This window comes from Paenibacillus sp. Pae15 (genome assembly GCF_024519685.1).
GTDB classification, from domain to species: domain Bacteria; phylum Bacillota; class Bacilli; order Paenibacillales; family NBRC-103111; genus Paenibacillus_G; species Paenibacillus_G naphthalenovorans.
Map to the genome: position 1 here is coordinate 202532 of NZ_JALJRM010000002.1, position 24880 is coordinate 227411.

The following is a 24880-nucleotide window of genomic DNA, read 5'->3' on the forward strand; positions in this document are numbered from 1 at the left end:
ACTTTGCAGTACCGGGCTGAGACCGTTGAAAGGCGCGGATCGCGCTTTTTCCAAGGGTTTTCTGTTGTCAAATGGTTTTTTTTGTGAAAAACCTGCGTAATCTGCCGGAAACCTGAATGTTTTGGGCATTTTCGGTGTATAATGGAATTATATCAACCTATTATAGTAAAATATACTTATATGCCTGACTGCAAGGTATCCAAGGAGGAAACGGATATGGATAACATCACATCTCTGTCGGAATTGCTGGCAGAGCAGAAGGCGTCGTCGTATATAGAAATTCCAGGGGTCGTCTCCAGAACATTCGGCCAAACGACGCTTTCTACAACATTGCCCATGAGTAAGCTTTTTGCCATCTATGAAGTGGATTTGGAGGTTCAGCGCTCCATCGTCCCGCAAAACTTGTCCAAAATGATGGACTATATCATGCTCTATCTGGATCACGGACAAGGGATTTATTTTCCGGGGATTATTTTGTCTGCCCGCGGTGCCGGTGAATATGATCCGGATTCACGCTTGTACAGACTTCAAGCCATCGAGAAACTGTACGTGGTCGACGGGCAGCATCGCTTGGCGGCATTCCGGCGTTTGATGGAAACGCTGCAAAGCGCTATGGCGCGGGCCAAAGACCGCAGAGAGTACGATCGTATGGAAGAGATTTCGGCGAAGCTGAGCAAGCTGTACACGTTCCCGATGTCCACGATGATTTATCTTGATATCAATGCGCGTCAAGAGCGCCAGCTGTTCTCGGATATCAATAAGCTCCCGCGCAAGATCGGCGGGAATTTGGCGGGTTTGAGAGAGCAGCGCAGATTTTATCATGTCCTTGCTTCCCGTCTGGCACTGGAGACAGAGGTGATGAAACAAATTCCGGTCGATATGTTTACCGAGCGGGGCAAAGGGCCGGAGTACCTGTTCTCTTATCACCTGCTGATCGAGATAATGATTGGTTTGTTTGAAGGGCGTTTGAAGTCAGCCGCCCGGAACAACGGGTATTACTTCGAGGATCAACAGGTGGAGGAGCACATGAAGCTGGCCGTCCATTACTTTGAGAGCCTGCTGAAGTATTTGCCTGCGCCGGAAAAAGGCGAATTGTGCTGGTCGGAGAACCTGCAAATCGCTCTGTCCATGTTCTTCCATGATGAAGTGACCAAAACCGGCACGTTTAACAAATATGCGCTTGACTATGCGCTTAAAATTTTGCCTCACATCGATTGGGATGCCATTTACACTGGGGATGAGAAAGACCGTTTGCCCAGACGCTCCCGCATTATGAAAGCATACCAATATATTAAAGATTTTTATCAGGAGCACCATATGTTCCTGATTCGTGAAGACTCGCTTGCTGAACAAGTTTTCCAAACGGATAACACTAAGGAGGACGTTGGCTAATGGACGGCTTAAATCTACAAATGACGATCCATCCATTTTGCGATCGTTTCGGACTTGCAACGGTAGCCATTCAAGTACAGGATTTGTTGAACTATACAACGATCGACCCGATGGTGCAGAGGAAGCTGAGCGCCGGTCAGCGCCGTAAAATTGCGAACTATTTGCAAGAACGCGATCTTGACCGCGTGTTTTTTGGCCCGGTTACACTCAGCCTGCGGGATGTCAGCAGCTTGGCTAAGGCGGATAACGGTTTGTTCCTGCGCCCGGGTTCCAAGCTGAGCATACTCGACGGACAGCACCGTATTCTTGCGCTGGGGTATGTAGGCGAGCAAATGCTCAAAGAAGCCCGCAGCCTGGAAAAGAAGGTTGCCGCTTTGAAGATCAAGCATCGCAAGACGCCGGACAATGCGGAAATTGCCGCCGAGCTGGAACAGCTTGAAGGGCAGGTAGAGCAGTTGGAACGCCGCCGTCTGGAGCTTATGGAAAGCGAGCTGGCGGTTCAGATTTATATCGGCCTTAGCGAAGAAGAAGAAAAGCAGCTGTTTGGAGACATTAACTCCAAGGTGCAGCTGGTAAGCAAGGAGCTCGGCCATTCGTTCGACTCCATCGACCCGCTCAACGTTGTTATTCAGCAGGTAGTGGATCATAACGTGTTCCTGAAGGGCGCGGGCGTGGAACGCAGGGCCAACCTGACCGCATACAACAAAAATTTCACTTCGTTCAGCTGGTTGTATTCTACGGCCACCATGTTGTTTACCGGGAAGATGCAGCCGTCTTATGAGCTGGCGCGTAAGATCAAGCAGGATCCTTCCACGTATATCGAGATTTTGCACCAGTTCTTTACCACGCTCATTCCGTTGATGCCGGAACAGCCTGGTCTGCCTCAGTACAGTTCGTCTTCGCGTGCCATGCAGGAGAGTATCGCGCTTTATGCGAACCGTTATTTGTTTGCGGACGGCAAATATGTGAGAAACTGGACGACCTGTTTGAACATTTTTGAAGGCTTCGACTGGACCCATGAAAACGAGCAGCTGATCGAACGTTTCGGGCTGCTTGACAATGGGAAGCTGAACCTCATTCATGAGAAATCGCTGCGCAAACACGCCAAACTGGTTGAATTGTTCCAGGAAATGCATGGCGACCCGGTCAATGAAGATGAAGCATCAGCATAATCGAAAATGAGAAAAGCTCCACGGCGACCCATAGGTTTCTGTGGAGCTTTTTTGGTTTCCGGAGCGATGTAAACTTAAACGCCGGTCAGTTTGTTGATGACCATAATTGCCGCACCGGTGGCAAGCGCATCTTCCCCCAAGGAGCCCTGGCTGAACACGACCTGGTACTTCGGATAGTAGTAGGTTCTTTGGATGGCGACGCGAGTGGCGGTATGGAAAAAACCGGGATGGCTGCCGATCAAAGCACCGCCGAGAATGACTTTCTCGGGATGCAGAATATTGAGCAAATTGGATAATCCGATGCCAAAATAAGTGGCGGCCTGAGTGAACAATTCGACGGTTAGAGGATCATTCTCGCGCAAAGCCTGTCCCAGATGAGCAAACGTGATTTTCTCCGGATCCGGCTCCATACGGAGCAATAGGCTGTCACGCCCCTGCTTAAGCCGGCGCTGAGCCTGCCGCTCCAGCGCATGAATGGAGGCGTACGATTCCCAGGCGCCGAAATTGCCTTCATCCCACAGCCGGGTCCCGTCGGTTTGAATAATCATCTGCCCGACGGCTCCTTCCATGTCCACTGCCCCGTAAACGACCTGCCCGTTCGTCATCATGGCCGAGCGCAGGCCGACGCCGACATGAATATACAGCAGATGCCGATAATCCCGCCCGCGGTCGGACCAGGACTCTCCGATCAGGGCGGTATTGGCCCCGTTGTCGAGGAGAACGGGAAACCCGAGCCTCTGCCCCAGAACGTCGGTCACGTGCACCTGGTTCCAGCCCTCGGAAGGGAAATATAAGGGTTCCAGGATGGTGCCCGAGGCTCGATCGACCGGTCCTACCGCCCCGACACCCATGCCAAGCACTTTATTTGAGGAAATGCCGCGCCCGGACATCATCTTCTGCGCCGTCAAGACAATCTCATCAAACAGTACATCCGGACTAAGGCTCTCGGTCATCACCCAGGTTTTCGACTCCAGCTTGTTCATTTGCAGGTCGAAGAGCATCAGTTTGGAGTACATTCTGGATATATCCAGTCCGAACACATAGGCATAGTTGGGATTAATGGTGTATAGAATCGGCCTTCTGCCGCCTGTCGATTCTCCAAAGCCCGCCTCCAGGATCAGCCCTTGCGCCGTTAGCTCTTCAAGGGTTCGGGTCAGGGTGCTGCCGGTCAGGCCGCTCTTATCGAGGAGGTCGATTTTGGATACGGTTCCCACTTTTCGTATTTGTTCAAAAATATCTTTTGCTTTCCGGCCGGAAATTCTTCGTTCCAGGCTATCATGTTCCATGATCTTCCTCCGATGCCAGAATCATTGCTGATTAAAATATAATTATACTATACTCGTGACGGGTCGGAAACAATAACGTGATTTTTGCGGCCGTGTTCTGGTAAAATAGGGTGTAGTTTGTAATATTCAATCGGCTGTATGAGATATGCGGGAAGGGACGATGGAGAGATGGCGGAGTGGTTTGAAAAGAGCTTTGGACAAGATTATTTGTTGGTATATAAACATCGTGATTTACAAGGGGCTTATGAAGAGGTTCATCGGATGATGGACTGGCTGGAGCTGCCGGAAGGAGCGAGAGTGCTTGATTTATGCTGTGGAATGGGCCGCCATTCGATGGCGCTTCATGACTTTGGCTTTCAGGTCACGGGAGTCGACCTTTCTGAGGTGCTTTTGGCAGAGGCGAAGAAGCTGGACAGGAAGGGTGAAGTGCGATGGATTCAAGGAGATATGCGCAGCGTGCCTTTGACGGAGCAGTTTGATGCGGTTGTTAATTTGTTTACGTCCTTCGGTTATTTTACCGAGCCTTCTGACAATGAAAGGGTATTAAGGGAAATTCAAAGACTGCTTAAACCGGAAGGACGTTTCATTATCGACTATTTGAATCCGTCTTATGTGGCCGCTCACCTCGTCCCGCATTCGGTGCGTACGGAAGGCGGGATTACCATCGACGAACGGCGTCGGATCGAGGATGGGTTCGTCCGGAAAACGATTGTGCTGCAGGATGAAAAGAACCGGGAAGAACGGGTTTATGATGAGCAGGTGAGGCTAATTGATCGGGAAACCTTTCTTCAGATGCTGAGCAGGGCGGGATTGGCTGCAGATGCCGTGTACGGCGGCTACGATGCTTCTCCATATGAGCCCGATGACTCCCAACGGATGATTTTTGTAGGCAGGAGGGAAGCGTAGGATGTCAAGTCGATTGTCGTTATCCACTACGGTTACGGAGCACGGCGATGTTCTGCAGGTGAAAGTTCCGCTTCCGTTTCCTTTACGCTTTGTCAACAGCTATCTGCTGCCCGGGCCCGGCGGCTGGACATTGATCGATCCGGGCCTCCGGACGGAAGCGGCCGAATTGCTGTGGGAGTCGGTGCTCGCCGAACGGGGGATTCGTTTTGACCACATCGAGCGAATCGTGCTCACTCATCATCATCCCGACCATTATGGCCTGGCAGGATGGTTTCAGGAACGCTCGGGCGGCGCTCCCGTCTTGATGTCGCGGACGGCCTGGGAGCAAACCCGTCTCCTGTGGGGCGAGGGTCAGCCTATGACGGAAAAGCTGATGGCGCTGTTTCGAACCAACGGGCTGCCCTCGGAGCTGGAGAAGACGGTGCGGGAGAATATGGACAGCTTCGTACAGGCCGTATCGCCGCAGCCGCAAGTCACCATTATTGATGAAGCGCAAAAAGTAAGGCTGGGCAAGGACGACTACGAGCCTATACATACGCCGGGGCATGCTTCCGGGCACCTGATCTTTTATCGTGCGGAGACGGCAACGATGTTTTGCGGCGACCATGTGCTGCCGCAAATTTCGCCTAATGTCAGCTATTTGCCCGGTATCGACGAGAACCCGCTTGCAAGTTATATGGCGAGCTTGGAGTTGATCAGCCGCTACGAGGTGCGCCTGGCGTTTCCGGGCCACCGGGAGCCGTTCGCTCATTTGCAGCAGCGGGCGAAGGAACTGATCGCTCATCACCGTCAGAGGCTTGAATCAATGCGTGTTCTCCTGACGCAGCCGCGTACGGCTTATGACGTATGCCGCGCCGCCTTCGGAGAGAAGCTGAGCACGCACCAGCTCCGGTTCGCTCTGTCGGAGACGGTGGCGCACCTGATCTGGCTGCGCGAACAAGGGGCGGCGCGGTGTACAGAGCGGGACGGCATCATCCGCTATGAGCAGCAATAAGCCGAGCGTGCCTGTTCCGGCGCGATAAGCGAGATCCGGTGCTTTCTGCATATTTTACTGCAAAATGGGAAATATGAGACCAGTAAGAAATGCAGAGCTCTTGCTCTCTGCCATGCGCAAAGGAAGGGGAAGGCTCAATGACAAAAGACGGCATGCCGCCGAAAGGCGCACCGCTCCGGCTGCTGCTTCCGGTCATCGCATGCCTTGTTGCGGCAACCGGCTGCAGGGCATCTGATAACGAATCGATGAGGCCGCTTCCGTACGAAGGGGCGCGGCTGACGATGGCCGGAGTTGACGATGGTCCGGGAGGACTGCGCGTAACGACTTCGGAGCACTTCACCCGCTTGGCGGGCGGGAAGCTGCAGACTTATGCGGCGGCGGAGCCGCGCTCGCAATCCTTTGCCACCTTCGCGGACGCAGCTTGGCAGTGGGAGCAAAAAGCGTCTCCGCAATTTATTGCCGTCGGTGAAGCCTGGGTGCGTACTCACGGCTTCCCGGCATCCTGGGCCAAGCAGCTGCAGCGGCTTGGTGTGAGGCAAGGACGCAAGCCCTTGCTTGCCGTTGTGGAAGGCTCGGCCGAGCGATGGGTGCGCAGCCCCGGCGGAGCGGAAGGCGGTATGGCGCTGCTCGGCCAAAGCGGCTGGGCCTTAGACACGCTGGGCGCCTATGATTCCCGGTATGGCGACGACCTTGTCCTGCCTTATCTGCCTGCGGAGGCGTTATCCCGGTCGGGCGAGGGCAGCCGGAAGACAACTCCTCAGGCCCTGCTGTTTAAAAATCAAAAGCTTGTCACCGTGCTTTCCGCCGGTCAAAGCGAACTGCTTTCCTGCTTGCGGGGCAGCGATCTGCCTCGGCTTGTTTGGCCGGGGACGGATCAGGCAGAATCCGCCGCCGGCAGATCCACAACGCTTCGGCAGGTCTCCTGCAGGGTGGATATAGCCGCCAATGGCGATTTAAAGCAGCCGAAGCTGAGGGTGGTTTTGACGGTATCGGCGCTTTCGGACGGACGGTCAACCGCCGGGCAGTGGAAAGAAAGGCTGAAGCAGCAGGGGGCGGAGCTTATCCGTTCTCTGCAGGAGCTTCGGACCGACCCGCTGCGTCTGGGGGAAGCCGTCCGTAAGCAGTACAGCGGCTTATGGACGCAAGAACGATGGAGAGAAGCGCTGTCTCGGGCGGAAATCAAATTGGACGTTGACGTCAATTTACATGGAGGTACGTAAACAATGAATGCACGATATCCGTGGAAACGGGGAACGGTATGGTTCTTTGTACTGCTCCTCGCGTCATCTCTGTTTGCCTTAACGGCCTGCCAGAAGGATCAGACTACGCCCCCGCAGGGGCAAAATCAAAATCAAGGAGACCAGGCTGCCAACCCGCCGGCGGCTCAGGTGGAGCTTGTGCCGATCAGCTACACGGAGGCGGACAAGGAGAATATTCGAAATACTGCCAAGTTCACCGGCGTCGCTTCCATTTATGTACCGCAAAAAGCGGTTCCCGATGACAAGATCGACCAAGTGCAGGGCAACGGGAAGGTGATGACGGTGAAATTTAAACATATGGCTGTCCTGGAGTCGCCTGAAGAGCTCAGGCCGCCGGGGCAGGAGTCCGAGAAAGAAGTGAAGCTAAGCATTGGTACAGCCGACTGGTTAACGGTAAACGGACAGCGCGCGCTCTATCTGAAGCAGGGGGACACGTTTATCGCCATCCAGCCCCTCCAAGGCACTGCTCCGGAAGCCATAGAAGCCATTGCCGAAACGCTGGCGCCGCTCGAATAAACAGCCTGACCCGTAAACAAAGAGGGCGATGCTTCTCATCCATGAGAGGCATCGCCCTTGTTTTTACGGAGCGGTATTACCGCATTCCTTTCTCTTTTTCTTCCTGTTTGCGGTGTGCAATCCGACTGCTGGCCGATGCGGCGATAGCTCCGACGATATCGTCCAAAAACGTATGCTTGCGCTCGCCGTTTTTATCGTTAAGTTCTTTTACAATACCCGGTTTGAGCTTGTCGATATAGCCGAAATTCGTCAGACCGATGCTGCCGTATACGTTAACGATGGAGAGCGCCAGGATTTCATCGCAGCCGTAAAGCCCTTCATCGTTCTCGATCATTTCCTGCAGGGGAGACATCAGTTTGCCCTGCTCCGACAAGATATCCAGCTGAATGCCTGTCAGAATGGCATTTTGCACTTCCCGCTTGGACAACACCTGTTCCACGCTGGACAGGCATTCTTCCATCGTCAGGTTATCATAATAATCTTTTTGCAGAAAATACGTCAGTTCTGCAATATCCTCAGTCCGGACCCCGCGTTTCATAAGCCATTCACGGGAGGCTTCAGCCACTTCCTTGCTGTTCAAAGTGTATTTCATGAGGACGCCTCCTTCGTATTTTCGATCTGGCGATTCGCTTCTTTTTGGGAAAACACATTTTTTATTATAGGCTTCCAAGGACAGGAAAATCAAGGATTCTTCCGCTCTAAGAGCTAGAAAGGCAGATCCGAATGCGGCAGATAAATTATTGTCATAAACTTGTCTCTGTCTCGTATACATAGAGTAAAAAAAGGACAACACCCCGACAATCAAGGAGGAAAAGCAATGAAACAGTACAAATGGACACGGTGGGCCGCCGTTACCGGCATTGTGGTGCTGCTGGCTTCCGGCTGCTCGGAAGCGACAAAGGAACAATCCCAGCCGATCGATCCTCCACAGACCGGGACGGATGCCGGGGCCGCGGGGGCCAAAGCCGTCTTGGCTGCCATTGCCAATCCGATGCAGATTACGGTATATGCAAAGGATGAGAAAGGTTTTGTCGCACCTATTGCCATACAGGTCGAGAAGACAGAAGGCACGGCCAAGAGAGCTCTGGAATATATGGTGGAAGGCGGGCCGTCACAAGGCCGGCTTCCGGCGGGCTTCACGAGTCTGCTGCCCAAAGGAACCGAAATTAAAGGCATCAATATTAAAGATAAGCTCGCTATCGTAGATTTCTCCAATTCCTTCACAGATTATAACCTGCAGGACGAAAGGAAAATATTGGAGGGCATTACTTGGACGCTTACGAGCTTTCCGACCGTGGACAAAGTGCAAATTCGCGTAGAGGGTAAGGCGCTGAAAGAAATGCCCGTCGGCGAAACGCCGTTGGACGAAGCGCTGACTCGGGAGATGGGCATCAACCTGGAGAAATCGGAACACGTGGAATACGGGCAGACGACTCCTGTGACCCTTTATTTCCTGAATCAAAATCAGGAAGAATACAGCTACTATGTGCCGGTGACCCGATTGATCAAGCGGACCGACGAGGTCGCTGAAGCGGTTGTGCAGCAGCTTATAGCCGGTCCGAATGAGAAGACAGGCTTGAGCGCCGTGATGACGCCCGGCGCGGAGCTGCTCAAGGTTAGCAAAGCGGAGGATATCATCACGGTCAATTTCTCCGACAAGATGCTCGGACCGGATCATAAAGCTCCGGCCGAAGCGTTGAGAGCCGTTGTGCTTTCCTTGACGGAGAATGCGGGAGCGGCCACCAAAGTGCAAATTTTGGTCAACGGGAAAGCGGATGTGAGCACGACGGACAACCAAAGCTACGCGAAGCCGGTGTCCAGACCGCAGGCGGTCAATCAGATCAAATTGTAAGTCTTATACTCACGAATATTTCCCCCTTTATGCGGCGGTGTCCGATAAAGGGGGAATTTTAACCAATTCTATTGATGAACAAGGGCGTCCTAACGGAAATCGGTGCCGGTTGGTTTTCCGGATTTGCTCTGGTACAATAAGGAGCGTCAGAGCAAAAGGAGGAAGAAGCACTTGATGAGAAGCGACGGCCGAAGAGCCGATGAAACCAGGCCGGTAAAAATCACGGCGAATTATAATAAACATGCGGAAGGCTCCGTGCTCATCGAAGTGGGCGATACCAAGGTGATCTGTACCGCGACGATAGAAGAGCGGGTGCCCCCGTTTATGAAAGGGCAGGGCAAGGGCTGGGTAACGGCGGAATATTCGATGCTGCCCCGCGCGACCTCGGTCCGAAACCAGAGGGAATCGGCCAGAGGCAAGCTGGGCGGCCGAACCATGGAAATTCAGCGGTTGATTGGCCGTGCGCTGCGTTCTGTCGTTCAACTGGATGCGCTTGGAGAACGGTCCGTCACACTCGACTGCGACGTGATTCAAGCGGATGGCGGAACCCGTACGACGTCGATCACGGGGGCGTTCGTAGCGATGGCCATTGCGATCGATAAACTGGCAACCGACAAAAAATTAAGCCGTTTTCCGATCATTGATTTTCTTGGCTCGGTCAGTGTGGGCGTTATCCAGGAACAAGCGCTTCTTGATTTGAATTACGACGAAGATTCCAAGGCCAAGGTGGATATGAATGTGGTAATGACCGGCAGCGGCAAATTTGTAGAGGTTCAAGGGACAGGAGAGGAATCGCCGTTCTCCCGCAAAGAGCTCGATGAGCTGCTGTTGTTAGCTGAGCTTGGCATCCAATCCATGATCAGTGAACAGGAAAAAGTGCTCGGAGTGATCTCTGAACGGATCAGGGGGGCTGCCCATGCTGCTTCCCGGGTCTGAAATCCTTATTGCAACGAAGAACGCGGGAAAGGTAAAAGAGTTCGAATCCCTCTTTCGGGACAAAGGCTTGACGGTTCGCAGCCTGCGGGATTACCCGGACATTCCGGACATCCCGGAGGATGGGGAAACGTTCGCGGCCAACGCGCTGATTAAAGCGAGGGCGATCGCCCTGCGGTTCGGAGTCGCGGTCGCTGCCGACGATTCCGGATTATGCGTAGATCGGCTGGACGGCGCTCCCGGAGTGTATTCCGCGCGTTACGCCGGAGAGCCGCCGGATGATGCGGCGAACAACCGCAAGCTGCTGGATGAACTGGGTAAGCGCGCAGCGCCTGCTCAAGGCCCCGCGCCGGGCGGGCCTGTATATCTCAGCCCGGCCCGGTTCGTGTGCGCCATAGCGCTTGTGGACAAGCATGGCGAGCCTGTAGCCGAGGTTGAAGGGGAATGCGAAGGCGTCATCATCGATTCGCCGAGGGGAGAACGGGGCTTCGGATACGACCCCCTCTTCTATGTGCCGGAGCTTGGCCGTACGCTTGCCGAGCTTACGATGGAGGAGAAAAACGCCTTGAGCCACCGCGGCCGTGCGCTGCGAAAGCTGTGGGACATGCTTGACCGCAAATAAATGACGGGACAAGCCTGCACGGTGAAACATTCCGGCAGTTCGTCCCGTCATTTTATTTAGAGGCCGATTTCCGTACGCCGTCAGCGAATGCCCACTTTGTAGGCGCGAAGCCAGGTGTCCACTTGGGCAAGGTAGGCCAAGAGCTGGGGTCCTGTCATCAGCTGTCCGAACCAGGGAAGGTCGAACCGGCTGCCGTCGTCCTCGGCTAACGCGCGGATTTTGGCAACATCGATAAATTGCAGCAGCGGCGAGGAGGAATCGTGTAAAATGTCCAGAACCCAGGAACGGACGGCCGACAAGTAATTTGGATTGTGTGTTTTCGGATACGGGCTTTTTTTACGGGTCAGCACGTCGTCCGGCAAGGAGCCCTTGAGCGCTTTCCGCAAAATGCCTTTTTCACGGTCGCCCGCCGTCTTGACTTCCCAGGGAATGTTCCAGACGTATTCAACGAGCCGGTGATCGCAAAAAGGTACGCGAACCTCAAGTCCCACCGCCATGCTCATCCGGTCCTTCCGGTCGAGCAGGGTCGGCATGAACCGGGTGATATTGAGATACGACATCTCGCGCATCCGGTTTTGCTGCCGGTTCTCGCCGGCAAGCCGCGGAACTTCGGATAACGCCTGGCGGTACCGTTCCTGAACATACTGCTCCGGCTTCACCCAATCGACAAAATCAGGCGACAGCAAAGCGATGCGCTCCGGAGTGGCGAGCGACCAGGGGAAGGTTTGCGCGTTCAGGGCATCGTCACGATGAAACCAGGGATAGCCGCCGAATATTTCATCCGCGGCCTCGCCGGAAATCGCCACCGTAGCGCCCTTTTTAATTTCCCGGCAGAACAAGTACAGCGAGCCGTCGACATCGGCCATCCCCGGCAAATCACGGGCGTACACTACATTTTTCAGGGAATCTACAAGCTCCGGCGTATCAAATTCCAGCGCGTGATGAACGGTGCCCAAGTAATCCGTCATCCGTTGGATCCAGGGCGCATCGGCGTTCGGCTGGAAGGCGCTCGTTTTGAAATGCTTGTCATTATCCACGTAATCGATCGAGTAGGTATGCAGTGTGCCGAGCCCTTGCGCATGATAATGACGGGAAGCAAAAGACGTAAGCGCGCTGGAATCCAGTCCGCCCGAGAGCAGTGTGCAGACCGGCACGTCGGAAGCAAGCTGGCGTTGAACCGTATCCTCCAGAAGCTCACGCACCTTCCCGGCAGTGGCTTCGACGGTATCCTCGTGAGGCTTGCTTTCCAGCTTCCAGTAAGCGCGGATGCGAATGCCGTTCGCATCCAGGACCATGCAGTGGCCGGGCTTCAGCTCGTGCATATTTTTGTATACGCCGTGCCCGGGGGTACGCGCCGGTCCTAAAGCGAAGATCTCGGCCAGCCCCTCCCCGCTGATTTGGGCGGGAAAATCGGGATGTGCGAGAATGGCTTTAGGCTCCGAACCGAACAGAAGCCGTCCGTCCGTGTAGGAATAAAAAAACGGCTTGACGCCGAGCCGGTCGCGGGCCGCAAACAGAGTTTGCTCTTCATCATCCCAAACGGCGAAAGCAAAAATGCCGTTAAACCGATCCACGCAGGCCCGGCCCCATTCGATAAACGCCACGAGGAGCACCTCGGTGTCGCATGCGGTTAGAAAACGGTGACCGCACAGCTCCAGTTCCTTTTTCAGCTCGGGGGCATTATACAGCTCACCGTTGTATACAAGGCTGTACGTATTGTCGCCTGCTCTCCGCGTCATCGGCTGTACGCCGTTCTCCGGGTCCATGACGCTCAGACGGCGGTGGCCGAGGGCGCAGCGGGGCGTGATCCAGGTGCCGGAAGCGTCCGGACCGCGGGGGGCCAGCGTATCCGTCATATTTTCAAGAATGGACGGATACTGCGTCAAGTCTTTGTGCCAATCAATCCATCCCGTAATTCCACACATAGTCTTCATCCTTTCTGATCTCTGGAATTCCTCCAGGCTAACAAGCCTATCCAAGGAGCGACAGCAAGATGTTAAAGGTTATGCGGGAAAAACGCGATTCATGTCTGTCCGTAGCGGGCGGACGGCTCATAAACTTGACGAACAATTGGACAAACGATCGAATAAAAGTTACACTAAAGCGTATAAAACCATTGGGTAAGTTCTGCCTTGCGCGGCCTATGAAACAAAAAAGCGGAGTTTTGGTTCCCTTTTTTCATCACGGCGCAGGACAGGAAGGCAGAGAATCAACATGAAAGGTGGTCATAAGTATGAAAAAGACTTTATCGGAGCAGCAAAAGGAATATAAGGAAGCCAAGGAGCATTTTGAGAAAGTCAACAAAGAGTTCGAGCAAAAGCTGGCTACCACGAAGAAGCTGGGTACCGTAAACCAGGAAGTCATGGAGCGGCTTGTTGAAGATACCGGATTGCACACGGCCCTGAACCGTCTTGGAGCGGCGGAAGCTGCGCTTTTGAACTGGTCTCACCAGATGATTCAAAATGAACGCGACTACTTGCAAAACAAGGAAGCTGTCGACAGAATGTACGCCTTCATCGACAAAAATCCGCACATCAAGGCTCAATTGATTCAAGCCGCCATGAAAATGGACTAAGATCTGCGGACGAATGTCAAACCCCATACCAACGAACCAGTTGAAATTACATGCAGCCCGGATGGATGCCATCAGGGGCTTTTTTGTGATCAGCAGCCGCAGCAGGCAAATTTTGCTTTCGGCTTCTTTTTCGGGTACACTGGCATTCATAAGAAAGTCGCTTAAGGAAAGGCGGTGTCACATGAACGGACAATCGAACGATAATGTAATTCTATTTCCCAAAACCGTCGAGTACTATCAATATGAACTGACCCGTCTTTTGGAGTCGGAACAATACGGCGAAGCGATCAGGCTGCTGCGTTTCCTCCTTGCCTGCCAGTCCGGCGACGCAAGGGCGAGGGAAGAATGGCAATCGCTTCTGGATTGGCTGTATATGATGTTTCCCGATCTCATATTCAAACCCGAAAGCGACTTGGAGCAGGATCTGAGCGAGACGGATTTGCTGCGCGAGCATCTGAGCGCAAAAGGTGAACAGAGCTTAGAGTATGCCCAAAAGCTGCTGGAAAGCCTGAAGGAACACAAGGACGTGGACAAGCTGATGCTGGCGCTGGATCAGCTCGCTTTTTTGGATCATCCGGATATTGATCAAGCCCTACTCGATTGGCTTACGCAGATGCCGCTTCATCCCATTGTTCAATTCAAAACGCTCCAAACGTTAAAAAAGCGCGGTATCACCGGTGTTGTGGCGCTCCATAAGAACGGGGAAACGGCGGAGGTCGATATCGAGGATACGCCTGCGGGTTTCGACCAGTTCCCTTCGCAAATTCAAGATATTATCCATCGGGTGCAGGAAATCAGCGAAACGCAGCACCCGGCTTTATCCTATTTTGCAGGGGAAACCTGGAACGAATTCCTCGCGTTTATTTACGGCACCTCGTTTTATGACCAAATGCTGAAGCAGGAAACCGATTGTGTGGATGTTTGGGCCGCAGCGCTGCACTTGACGCTGTTGGAGCATCTGTTTGAGGGCGGAGACAAAGCGGAAATTCTGGAGCAGTACGGCATTACGTCCGAATTGGCGTTTCAATGGGAGCAGGCGTACCGGTTGATGCAGCAGTTTGCCTCGACTGTATTTACCCGAAGGGTTTGATCGGCGTCTCTATCGTTTTGCAACATTCATTTATACCTTGAAAACGTCACTCATTCTAGTTATAATATAATGGTTATATCGAGAGGCTTGTCCTCAGTTCGTTGCGGTAACAAATCATGGATGGAACATTTTTGGAAGGGGAAAGCATAAAATGAAAGCAAGCTGGGAAAAAATAGAGAAGAACGTAGCCGTTCTTGATATTGAAGTCGAAGCGGAACAGGTGGCCGCCGCCCTGGACAAGGCATTCAAGAAAGTCGTACAAAAGGTGAATGTCCCGGGTTTCCGCAAGGGCAAAGTGCCCCGCGCCATTTTTGAATCCAAATTCGGTGTGGAGAGCTTGTATCAGGACGCGCTTGATATTATTTTGCCGGACGCCTATGTTGCAGCCGTGCAAGAAACAGGCATCGAGCCCATAGACCGTCCTGAAGTAGACGTCGAGCAGTTCGGCAAAGGACAAAGTTTGAAGTTCAAAGCCAAGGTTGCCGTAAAGCCGGAAGTAGAGCTTGGCGAATACAAGGGCATCGAGCTCGAAGCGGAAGAAGCTTCCGTAACGGCGGAAGAAGTCAACGAAGAGCTGGAAAGACTGCAAAAGCGTCATGCGGAGCTGATTCCGGTAGAAGAAGGTGCTGCGCAAAATGGCGACATTGTCGTGATCGATTTCGAGGGCTTTGTAGACGGCGCTGCATTTGAAGGCGGCAAAGCCGAAAGATATTCCCTGGAGCTCGGATCGAACAGCTTTATTCCTGGTTTTGAAGAGCAGCTGGTCGGTTTGGAGAAAGGCGGCGAGAAGGACATTACGGTTACCTTCCCCGAAAACTACCAGGCGGAAGAGCTGCAGGGCAAAGAAGCCGTATTCAAAATCAAGCTGCACGACATCAAGCGCAAAAACCTGCCGGAGCTTGACGACGAATTCGCTAAAGACGTCAGCGAGTTCGAAACGCTTGAAGAGTTCAAGGCTGATCTCGAAAGTAAGCTGAAAGAGCGCAAGCAAAACGAGATCAACGCAAAGAGAGAAGCTCAAGTGGTGGAGAAAGCTGCTGCAGCGGCTGAAGTTGAAATTCCTGAAGTCATGATCAATGACGAGGCCGAGCAAATGGTTAAAGAATTTGAAGCCCGTCTGCGTACGCAAGGCATGAACATCGAGATGTACTACCAGTTTACCGGACAAAGCGTCGAGGACCTGAAAGGTCAAATGCGCGCCGACGCCGAGAAGCGCGTACGGAATAACCTGGTGCTCGAAGCCATTGCCAAGGCTGAGAACCTGGAAGCAACAGAAGAGGAAATCAATGCCGAGCTGGAGAATTTGTCCAAATTGTACGGCCGTTCCGCAGACGAGATCCGCAGCATCTTCACGTCCAACGGAAACATGCCTTCCCTGGTTCAGGACATTGTGAACCGTAAAACGGTTAAATTCCTGCTCGACAACAGCAAAACGGCGTAACGAGTAACGCTCATACCGCGTCACATACATTCAAAGGCACGTGTACTTCCATGCGTGCTTTTGTTTTACCCAAAAATTGCGTTTCTGCCGGCTGATGAATGCACATAAGAATGACATAGCAGTACAATAAGAAGTACATAGCTTTGCCTACGCCGTACATGTGAACGTTGCGTAGTTGCGTACATAGCGGTATTAAGCCGCAAACGTTTAAACCGACATAAGAACGGCTTTGCTTTTAGTACATAGTAAGCTCACGGAGAGCGCATAATGAGCAGTAGGCGGTTGCCGTCGTTCAGCATGGCGATGGAAACGGCCGTGATGGTTGCAGGCGTGAGACGAGGGCGGGTCATTTGCATGAGAATGACTTTAGCCATTAAACGTGCTACAATGATTTTGTAAGTTCTTTGTATTGCATTAACGAAGTAGAGGGGTTGAGACGATGACTCTGGTACCTATGGTTGTAGAACAGGAAGGCCGCGGCGAACGCTCTTACGATATTTACTCGCGTTTGTTAAAGGATCGCATTATTTTCTTGGGCAGTGCGATCGATGACGATGTCGCCAACCTGGTTATAGCCCAATTGTTATTTTTGGCTGCAACGGATTCCGAGAAGGATATCCACTTGTACATTAACTCCCCTGGCGGTTCCGTTACCGCAGGAATGGGTATATATGATACAATGCAATATATCAAGCCGGACGTTTCGACCATTTGCGTCGGGATGGCTGCAAGTATGGGCTCGTTATTGTTAACCGCCGGGGCGCCGGGCAAACGCTTTGCTTTGCCGAACAGCGAGGTTATGATTCATCAACCGCTTGGAGGAGTTCGCGGTCAGGCATCGGACATTAAAATTCATGCCGACTGGATTATCAAGACCAAGCAGAAGCTGAATCAAATCTATGTGGAACGTACAGGACAGCCATACGAAAAAATCGAACGCGACACAGACCGTGATAATTTCATGAGTGCGGAGGAAGCTAAAGCATACGGGCTCATTGATGCGGTTATCACTCGCAGTGATTTGACATAGAAAAGGAGTGATCCCATGTTTAAATTTAACGACGAAAAAGGCCAGCTGAAATGCTCCTTTTGCGGCAAATCGCAAGAGCAGGTGCGCAAGCTGGTTGCCGGACCGGGCGTTTATATATGCGATGAATGTATTGAGCTTTGTACGGAAATCGTTGAGGAAGAATTGGGCCATGAAGAAGAGCTCGATCTGAAGGATGTACCCAAGCCGATGGAAATCCGGGCTATTTTGGATTCCTATGTTATCGGGCAGGAGCAGGCCAAAAAATCGCTCTCCGTTGCGGTTTACAACCATTACAAACGGATCAATACGCAGCAGGGCAAGCTGGATGATGTGGAGCTGCAAAAATCCAATATTGCGCTAGTGGGTCCGACCGGGAGCGGAAAAACGCTGCTGGCGCAAACACTGGCCAAAATATTGAATGTGCCGTTTGCGATTGCAGATGCCACTTCACTCACCGAAGCCGGGTATGTAGGGGAAGATGTGGAAAACATTCTTTTGAAGCTGATCCAGGCTGCGGATTACGACGTCGAAAAAGCCGAACGCGGCATTATCTATATCGACGAGATCGACAAAGTGGCGCGCAAATCCGAAAACCCGTCCATCACACGCGATGTATCGGGCGAGGGTGTGCAGCAGGCGCTCCTCAAAATTCTTGAGGGTACGGTCGCTTCCGTTCCGCCGCAGGGCGGGCGCAAGCATCCGCATCAGGAATTCATCCAAATCGACACAACGAATATCCTGTTCATTTGCGGAGGAGCGTTTGATGGTTTGGAACAGATTATTAAACGCCGGATCGGCAAAAAAGTCATCGGGTTTGGTACGGATGGACACAAAGTCGATCTGAAGCCGGGCGAGTATTTGTCGCTTGTGCTGCCTGAGGATTTGCTGAAGTTCGGGTTAATTCCAGAATTTGTAGGCCGTATTCCGGTTATCTCCACACTGGAGCCGCTCGATGAAGCGGCGTTGATCCGGATCTTGACTGAACCGAAGAATGCGCTCGTCAAACAATATCAAAAGCTGCTTGAGATGGATAATGTTACGCTCGAGTTCGAGGACGAGGCGTTGGAAGAGATTGCCAAAGAGGCGATCAAGCGCAATACCGGGGCACGGGGCTTAAGAGCCATCATTGAAGGCATTATGCTCGACGTGATGTATGAAGCGCCTTCCCGTACCGAATCGTCCAAATGCGTTGTAACGAAGGAAGTGGTCCAAGCCAAGATCGCTCCGCAGATTACAGCCCTCGACGGCCAAACGGTGAAGAAAAAAGAAGAAAGCGCGTAAGCGCAGGATATACAATAAAATCAAACACCTCCAATCCGCTGCCGAAAATTCCTTGTTTCACCCGTTCAGGGGCCAAGGAACACGCGCTTCGGAGCGGAGGATGTTTGGTATCATGGGAGAGAAGAAAACAGATGTTTCATAGAACGGAAACAATTCCGGTCAAAGTTGGAAATCTGACCATTGGCGGCAGCAACGACGTGATCATCCAAAGCATGTGCACGACCAAGACGGCGGATGTGAAGGCGACGGTAGCGGAGATTCATCGGCTCGAGGAAGCCGGCTGCCAGATCGTGCGCGTGACAGTAAACAATAAAGAAGCGGCGGAAGCCATTAAAGAGATCAAAAAGCAAATCTCTATTCCGCTTGTAGCCGATATCCATTTCGATTATCGTCTGGCGCTGCTGGCGATTGAAAACGGTATTGATAAGGTGAGAATCAACCCGGGGAACATTGGCCGCCGCGAGAAAGTGGAAGCCGTGGTCAGGGCTTGCAAAGAGCGGGGAATTCCGATTCGCATCGGTGTGAATGCCGGATCCCTGGAGAATCATCTTTTAGAAAAATATGGCTACCCGACTCCTGAAGCCATGGTTGAGAGTGCCTTGTACCATATTCAAATTTTGGAAGAGCTTGATTTTCATGATATCATCGTATCTCTTAAAGCCTCCGATGTACCTATGGCCATAGCCGCTTACACGAAAGCGGCGGCTGCATTCCGCTACCCGCTGCATCTGGGTATCACGGAAGCAGGAACATTATTCTCCGGAACGGTAAAAAGTGCCGCGGGTCTAGGGGCGCTGCTCAGTATGGGGATCGGTTCCACCATCCGTATCTCGCTTAGCGCGGATCCGGTGGAAGAAGTCAAAGTATGCCGCGAGCTTCTCAAATCATTCGGTTTGATCACGAATGCGGCCACGCTTGTTTCTTGTCCGACTTGCGGACGTCTTGACATTGATCTTTTCTCCATTGCCAATGAAGTTGAAGAATATATTTCCAAACTGAAGGTACCGATTAAAGTTTCCGTGCTGGGTTGCGCCGTCAATGGCCCCGGCGAAGCTCGGGAAGCCGATATCGGAATTGCCGGAGCCCGTGGAGAAGGCTTGCTGTTCCGCTACGGCGAAATGATCCGTAAAGTCCCTGAAGCCGAACTCCTTTCCGAACTGAAGAAGGAAATCGATCATATTGTCGATCATTTTAATAAAACCGGTGAAATTCCCGGCAGAAAGCATCATGCCAATGCATAACAACGGCTTTAAACGAGAATGCCTTGGATCTGTCTTTTGCGAGACGGATACGAGGCTTTTTTTGCATCCTGCTTACATAAAACGTATAAAAACGGGGATAAAGACCAATAACAAAATAAACCAAAGTCTAGGAGGGATTGGATGACGTCTTTAAATATTGTTCCAGCCCTATGGCAATATGATCGGCGATGGCTTGCTGCCAATCCGGCCGGACCAGCATTTCGCGGTCTTGATGATTCGTAATAAAACCCATCTCCACAATAACGGTAGGTATCCGGCAGTGCTTAAGCAGATAGTAAGTCTTTCCATAAAAGGGTTTTTCGTGAATGCCGTACAAATGATTCAGCGAATGCTGAAGATGCCGGGCCAACTGTTTGCTCTGCTCATTTTTTTGATGAAGAAGAATGGCTCCTCTTTTGGACGAATTTCTGGCCGAATTGACGTGTAAGCTGATCATCGCCTTAGGTTTGATTTCATTGGCCAAATGACTCCGCTGCGCTAAATCCTTCAAATGTCTCGATCTGCTTCTCAACCACAGATTTTCGCCGCTGAGCGCATAGTCTCCCGAACGGTTGAGAAGAACAATATAGCCTTTTTTCCGTAAAGCCTCGTAGGTTTTTTCGGCAATGGCCAAATTAATGTCCTTCTCCAACAGCTCACCATACGAAGTTCCGCCGTCGATTCCTCCATGGCCTGCATCGATAATGACATCCACATTCGATATAGCCGGATGTTCGCTTATTGCATTAGGCTGCAAAATGGAATCGGGAGCTGATGCCTGCACCTGCTGCACCTGCACCAAAAGTCCTGGCAACTTGGGCATAAGTAAGATCGATAGCGCTAATCCGAGTGATGCCATACGTTTAATGATGATTCGTGTGGCCATAAAACTCACCCCTGTCGTCCAATGAAATGTGCTGCCTTCTTTAGCATCCCCCAAAAAGTTTCTCGAGCTTTAGCGATTAATGCTACCACGACTGGGCAATAATACCATATATGTTATCAATGAAACTGCAACTGACCCCGGAAATATCCGCAAACAAAGCCCGGTCAGCTGAAATCATATGGAGGTCAAAACGCTATGAACATCAGTGTAGTTTTAATGGTGATCCAGTTGTTTTTTGCCATTGTAATCGGGATGTACTTTTGGAATTTGCTGCGCAATCAGCAAACGAACCGTACGGCCGTAGACAAAGAATCCAAGAAGGAACTGGAGAAGCTGCGCAAGCTTCGTTCCATCTCGCTCAATAAGCCCCTTGTAGAGAAAACACGCCCGTCATCGATGGAAGATATCGTTGGACAAAAAGAAGGTCTGCGCGCGCTGAAGGCCGCTTTATGCGGGGCTAACCCGCAGCATGTCATCATTTACGGGCCGCCGGGAGTAGGAAAGACGGCAGCTGCCCGTGTAGTGCTGGAAGAAGCGAAGAAGAATCCGGAATCCCCGTTTCGTCCCGACGCCAAATTTACGGAAATCGATGCGACCACGGCAAGATTTGACGAACGCGGCATTGCCGATCCTTTGATCGGCTCCGTTCATGATCCGATTTATCAGGGAGCCGGAGCCATGGGGGTTGCCGGTATTCCCCAGCCCAAGCCGGGTGCGGTGACCAAGGCGCACGGAGGAATATTGTTCATAGATGAAATCGGAGAATTACATCCACATCAGATGAATAAATTATTAAAGGTACTTGAAGATCGTAAAGTATTTCTTGAGAGCGCATATTATAATTCGGAAGACACGAATGTGCCGAGCTACATTCATGACGTGTTTCAGAACGGGCTGCCGGCCGATTTTCGGCTTGTCGGTGCTACGACGCGCAATCCACAGGAGCTTCCTCCCGCCATCCGTTCCCGTTGCATGGAAATTTATTTTCGCCCGCTGCTGCCCGATGAGATTGGCATGATTGCCGCCAAAGCGCTCAAAAAAATCGGGTTTCCCGAAAACAGCGCAGCGATCGATGTGGTGAAAAAGTATGCGACCAACGGACGGGAAGCCGTTAATGTGATTCAGTTGGCGGCGGGCATGGCATTGACGGAACAGCGCCGCGAAGTGTCGGCGGCCGATATTGAATGGGTGGTCAACAGTTCTCAGCTTTCTCCGCGTCCGGAGAAAAAAATTCATTCGCAGCCTGAAATCGGTTTGGTGAACGGATTGGCCGTCTATGGCCCCAATATGGGAACGCTAATGGACATCGAGGTAACGGCAATCCCCGCGGCACAGCCGGGCGGCGGACAATTTACGATTACGGGTGTCGTGGATGAGGAAGAGATGGGAGGGGGCGCGCGGACGCTGCGGCGCAAGAGTATGGCTCGCGGCTCCGTAGAGAATGTACTAACCGTTCTTCGAAGACTCAACATCAGGCCGCATGATTTCGATCTGCACATCAATTTTCCGGGAGGCATTCCGATTGACGGACCCTCTGCGGGAATTTCGATGGCTGTTGCCATCACATCGGCCATTAAACAAATTCCGGTGGACAACCATATCGCCATGACTGGCGAAATCAGCATTCACGGGAAAATAAAGCCTGTGGGAGGGGTTATTGCCAAGGTGGAAGCCGCTTTCCAGGCAGGAGCAAACAGGGTCATCATTCCCAAGGAGAACTGGCAGGAAATTTTTGCAGGTTTAAACGGTCTGGAGGTCATCCCCGTCGATTGCATTGAAGAGGCGCTGTATCATGCATTGGGCATGGAACTCCACGTTTCATCCGAATCCCTGGATTTGGTTCAGGAGCCCGCCTCTCCCGCTTCTGTAACAATACTGCACGCCGATGCGCTCGAATAGGGCGATTGGCGTCTCTTTTTGGATAAAGGCGCTGATTGGTGTTTTGAAAACAATTTTGATAAAATGTAAATCACAGCATGTATGTTAAGTCTGGAGGTGCTCGCCAATGGGACCGAGCAAACAGAAGGTGCGTCGTTTGCCGCTGCTTCCGCTGCGGGGATTGCTCGTCTATCCGAGCATGGTTCTGCATTTGGACGTAGGCAGAGAGAAGTCGGTGCGTGCGCTCGAGAAAGCGATGGTCGAGGACAGCATGATCCTGCTGTGCTCGCAATCCGAAGTAAATATTGAAGAACCGAAGAACGAAGACATTTACCGGATCGGTACCATTGCCAAAGTACGTCAAATGCTCAAGCTACCCAACGGTACGATCAGGGTTCTTGTGGAAGGCGTCGTGCGCGCGGAAATCACCGAGTTTCTGGTCAATGACGAATATTATGAGGTTCACGTCAAGGAACTGCCCGAACAGGAAGTGTCCGATCCGGAAATCGATGCATTGATGCGTACCGTATTAAATCAATTCGAGCATTATATTAATCTTTCAAAGAAAGTGACCCCGGAGACGCTGGCCGCCGTCTCCGATATTGATGAGGCGGGAAGACTGGCGGACGTCATTTGCAGTCATCTATCTTTAAAAATTAAAGATAAACAAGAAATCCTGGAAACCGTGGATGTGCGTTTGCGGCTGGAAAAGCTGTTGAACATTCTGAACAACGAACGGGAAGTGCTGGAGCTCGAGCGCAAAATCAGCCAACGCGTCAAAAAACAAATGGAGAAGACGCAGAAGGAATATTACTTGCGCGAACAGATGAAGGCTATCCAGAAGGAGCTGGGGGACAAGGAAGGCCGTGCTGGTGAAGCGGAGGAGCTGCGCAGCCAGCTGGCGCAAAGCGAAGTGCCGGAGAAAGTAAAAGAGAAGATCGAAAAAGAAATCGATCGGCTTGAGAAAATGCCGGCTACATCGGCGGAAGGCTCGGTGATCCGCAATTACATCGATTGGCTGCTTGCCCTTCCCTGGTCACATTCGACAGAAGACGATCTGGATATCCGCAAAGCGGAGGAAATCCTTAATCAGGACCATTATGGCTTGGAGAAGCCCAAGGAACGTGTTCTTGAATATTTGGCCGTACAGAAGCTGGTCAAAAAAATGAAAGGCCCGATTCTGTGTCTCGTAGGGCCTCCGGGCGTCGGGAAAACGTCGATTGCCCGCTCCATCGCACGCTCTTTGGAACGCGAATTCGTTCGAATTTCTTTGGGCGGAGTGCGGGACGAGGCTGAGATTCGGGGACACCGCCGCACTTATGTCGGCGCCATGCCGGGACGGATCATTCAGGGGATGAAAACGGCCGGGACCAACAACCCTGTTTTCCTGCTGGATGAAATCGACAAGATGGCGATGGATTTTCGCGGCGATCCGGCATCGGCGCTGCTGGAGGTCCTCGATCCGGAACAGAACAGCACGTTCAGCGATCACTATGTGGAAGTTCCTTTCGATCTATCCAAGGTGATGTTCATTACGACGGCCAATGGCGTGCACAATATTCCGAGACCGCTGCTGGACCGAATGGAAGTGCTGTATATCCCGGGCTATACCGAGATCGAGAAGCTGCATATCGCGCAAAATTATTTGCTTCCGAAGCAGCGGGAGGATCACGGGCTGACGGATGAGCAGCTGATCGTAGATGAAGCTGCGCTGATGAAAACGGTTCGCGAGTACACAAGGGAAGCCGGCGTCCGCAACTTGGAGCAGCAAATTTCATCGATTTGCCGAAAGGCCGCCAAGCAGGTCGTCGGCGGAACAGAAAGCGTGCACGTACAGGAGGACAATCTTAAAGAGTTCCTGGGTCAACCCAAATTCCGTTTTGGGATGGCGGAAGAAAAAGACCAAGTCGGAGCCGTCACGGGACTTGCCTGGACAGAAGTCGGCGGAGACACGCTGGTGATCGAAGTGACGGTCATGCCCGGCAACGGCAAGCTGACTTTGACGGGCAAGCTCGGCGATGTGATGAAAGAGTCCGCTCAGGCCGCATTCAGTTACACACGTTCGCGGGTTGAGCAGTTCCATATTCAAGCCGATTTTCATGAAAAATTTGATATTCATATACACATTCCGGAAGGAGCCATCCCGAAGGATGGGCCCTCTGCCGGAATTACGATGGGCACGGCGTTGGTCTCGGCGCTTACCGGTATACCTGTCTCCCGCCATGTGGCCATGACAGGAGAGATTACGCTTCGCGGCCGCGTGCTTCCGATCGGCGGATTGAAGGAAAAGTGCTTGGCTGCCCACCGGGCAGGCATCCGTACGGTCATCTTGCCCAAAGATAATGAAAAGGACATTGAAGAAATACCCGAAAGTGTGCGCAGCGATTTGAACTTTATCCCTGTTTCCCACATGGACGAAGTTCTTGAACATGCTTTAGTCAAACCTGTAGGAGTCTAATATATATGCGCCGATTGAATCCGCTGCGCGGAGATCCGTTCGGATTAATCGGCATCCGTTAGAAATGA

22 protein-coding genes are annotated in these 24880 nt (G+C 52.2%); 18 read left to right on the plus strand and 4 right to left on the minus strand.

What is annotated here, in order from left to right; all coding sequences use genetic code 11:
• The first annotated feature begins 216 nt into the window (after positions 1 to 216).
• On the plus strand, positions 217 to 1392 hold the full coding sequence (locus tag NR121_RS02700; protein WP_256830407.1) for a DNA sulfur modification protein DndB: 1176 nt from the start codon (positions 217 to 219) through the stop codon (positions 1390 to 1392).
• Positions 1392 to 2564 (plus strand): DNA sulfur modification protein DndB, encoded by a 1173-nt coding sequence (locus tag NR121_RS02705; protein ID WP_054818990.1) that lies wholly within the window; start codon positions 1392 to 1394, stop codon positions 2562 to 2564. The genes NR121_RS02700 and NR121_RS02705 overlap by 1 nt, the downstream gene beginning before the upstream one ends.
• Before the next feature lie 74 nt (positions 2565 to 2638).
• Here the strand turns inward: NR121_RS02705 and NR121_RS02710 are convergent, their stop codons facing one another.
• Positions 2639 to 3850, minus strand: a complete 1212-nt coding sequence (locus NR121_RS02710) for an ROK family protein (RefSeq protein WP_062409281.1) — start codon at positions 3848 to 3850, stop codon at positions 2639 to 2641.
• A gap of 168 nt (positions 3851 to 4018) precedes the next feature.
• Between NR121_RS02710 and NR121_RS02715 the strand changes: the two genes are divergently transcribed.
• The 4 genes from NR121_RS02715 to NR121_RS02730 all read left to right on the plus strand — a co-directional run bounded on the left by NR121_RS02715 (position 4019) and on the right by NR121_RS02730 (position 7525).
• Entirely contained in the window at positions 4019 to 4756 is a 738-nt protein-coding gene (locus NR121_RS02715; protein ID WP_054818991.1) for a class I SAM-dependent methyltransferase, read from the plus strand.
• A gap of 1 nt (position 4757) precedes the next feature.
• Entirely contained in the window at positions 4758 to 5750 is a 993-nt protein-coding gene (locus NR121_RS02720) for an MBL fold metallo-hydrolase (RefSeq protein WP_256830409.1), read from the plus strand.
• Between the two features lie 137 nt (positions 5751 to 5887).
• Positions 5888 to 6970 (plus strand): Ger(x)C family spore germination C-terminal domain-containing protein, encoded by a 1083-nt coding sequence (locus NR121_RS02725; RefSeq protein ID WP_054818992.1) that lies wholly within the window; start codon positions 5888 to 5890, stop codon positions 6968 to 6970.
• Positions 6971 to 6973: 3 nt separating this feature from the next.
• Positions 6974 to 7525 (plus strand): hypothetical protein, encoded by a 552-nt coding sequence (locus tag NR121_RS02730; protein WP_054818993.1) that lies wholly within the window; start codon positions 6974 to 6976, stop codon positions 7523 to 7525.
• Between the two features lie 76 nt (positions 7526 to 7601).
• On the opposite strand, the gene NR121_RS02735 is transcribed toward NR121_RS02730, so the two are convergent.
• Complete coding sequence (locus tag NR121_RS02735; RefSeq protein WP_054818994.1) at positions 7602 to 8117, minus strand: phosphatidylglycerophosphatase A family protein; 516 nt, start codon at positions 8115 to 8117, stop codon at positions 7602 to 7604.
• A 225-nt stretch (positions 8118 to 8342) separates the two neighbouring features.
• Here NR121_RS02735 and NR121_RS02740 point away from each other — a divergent pair, with 225 nt between their 5' ends.
• The 3 genes from NR121_RS02740 (at position 8343) to NR121_RS02750 (ending at position 10932) form a co-directional block, all read left to right on the plus strand.
• A complete protein-coding gene (locus tag NR121_RS02740) occupies positions 8343 to 9377 on the plus strand; it encodes a GerMN domain-containing protein (protein ID WP_062409278.1) in 1035 nt (344 codons plus the stop codon).
• A 174-nt stretch (positions 9378 to 9551) separates the two neighbouring features.
• Positions 9552 to 10313 (plus strand): ribonuclease PH, encoded by a 762-nt coding sequence (gene rph, locus NR121_RS02745; RefSeq protein WP_062409277.1) that lies wholly within the window; start codon positions 9552 to 9554, stop codon positions 10311 to 10313.
• Positions 10294 to 10932: an XTP/dITP diphosphatase gene (locus tag NR121_RS02750; RefSeq protein WP_062409276.1), complete on the plus strand. Its 639-nt coding sequence runs from the start codon at positions 10294 to 10296 to the stop codon at positions 10930 to 10932. Before rph ends, NR121_RS02750 begins: the two co-directional genes overlap by 20 nt.
• A gap of 80 nt (positions 10933 to 11012) precedes the next feature.
• Here NR121_RS02750 and asnB read toward each other — a convergent pair whose 3' ends face one another.
• A complete protein-coding gene (asnB, locus tag NR121_RS02755; protein ID WP_062409275.1) occupies positions 11013 to 12857 on the minus strand; it encodes an asparagine synthase (glutamine-hydrolyzing) in 1845 nt (614 codons plus the stop codon).
• A gap of 308 nt (positions 12858 to 13165) precedes the next feature.
• Here asnB and NR121_RS02760 point away from each other — a divergent pair, with 308 nt between their 5' ends.
• From NR121_RS02760 to ispG, 7 genes are all read left to right on the plus strand, one after another.
• Complete coding sequence (locus tag NR121_RS02760) at positions 13166 to 13507, plus strand: hypothetical protein (protein ID WP_054819242.1); 342 nt, start codon at positions 13166 to 13168, stop codon at positions 13505 to 13507.
• A gap of 181 nt (positions 13508 to 13688) precedes the next feature.
• Positions 13689 to 14597 (plus strand): hypothetical protein, encoded by a 909-nt coding sequence (locus NR121_RS02765; RefSeq protein ID WP_256830413.1) that lies wholly within the window; start codon positions 13689 to 13691, stop codon positions 14595 to 14597.
• A gap of 151 nt (positions 14598 to 14748) precedes the next feature.
• Entirely contained in the window at positions 14749 to 16038 is a 1290-nt protein-coding gene (gene tig, locus NR121_RS02770; protein ID WP_062409272.1) for a trigger factor, read from the plus strand.
• A 267-nt stretch (positions 16039 to 16305) separates the two neighbouring features.
• Complete coding sequence (locus NR121_RS02775) at positions 16306 to 16437, plus strand: hypothetical protein (protein ID WP_256380561.1); 132 nt, start codon at positions 16306 to 16308, stop codon at positions 16435 to 16437.
• Between the two features lie 40 nt (positions 16438 to 16477).
• Positions 16478 to 17068: an ATP-dependent Clp endopeptidase proteolytic subunit ClpP gene (gene clpP, locus NR121_RS02780; protein ID WP_054819243.1), complete on the plus strand. Its 591-nt coding sequence runs from the start codon at positions 16478 to 16480 to the stop codon at positions 17066 to 17068.
• 15 nt (positions 17069 to 17083) lie between these two features.
• On the plus strand, positions 17084 to 18349 hold the full coding sequence (clpX, locus tag NR121_RS02785; protein ID WP_062409271.1) for an ATP-dependent protease ATP-binding subunit ClpX: 1266 nt from the start codon (positions 17084 to 17086) through the stop codon (positions 18347 to 18349).
• A 131-nt stretch (positions 18350 to 18480) separates the two neighbouring features.
• A complete protein-coding gene (ispG, locus tag NR121_RS02790) occupies positions 18481 to 19590 on the plus strand; it encodes a flavodoxin-dependent (E)-4-hydroxy-3-methylbut-2-enyl-diphosphate synthase (RefSeq protein WP_054819244.1) in 1110 nt (369 codons plus the stop codon).
• Between the two features lie 127 nt (positions 19591 to 19717).
• Here the strand turns inward: ispG and NR121_RS02795 are convergent, their stop codons facing one another.
• Complete coding sequence (locus NR121_RS02795) at positions 19718 to 20476, minus strand: N-acetylmuramoyl-L-alanine amidase family protein (protein WP_062409270.1); 759 nt, start codon at positions 20474 to 20476, stop codon at positions 19718 to 19720.
• Positions 20477 to 20671: 195 nt separating this feature from the next.
• Here NR121_RS02795 and lonB point away from each other — a divergent pair, with 195 nt between their 5' ends.
• Both lonB and lon read left to right on the plus strand, forming a co-directional pair.
• Positions 20672 to 22375, plus strand: a complete 1704-nt coding sequence (gene lonB, locus NR121_RS02800) for an ATP-dependent protease LonB (RefSeq protein ID WP_074727132.1) — start codon at positions 20672 to 20674, stop codon at positions 22373 to 22375.
• A 106-nt stretch (positions 22376 to 22481) separates the two neighbouring features.
• Entirely contained in the window at positions 22482 to 24812 is a 2331-nt protein-coding gene (lon, locus tag NR121_RS02805) for an endopeptidase La (RefSeq protein WP_062409268.1), read from the plus strand.
• Positions 24813 to 24880 lie beyond the last annotated feature (68 nt).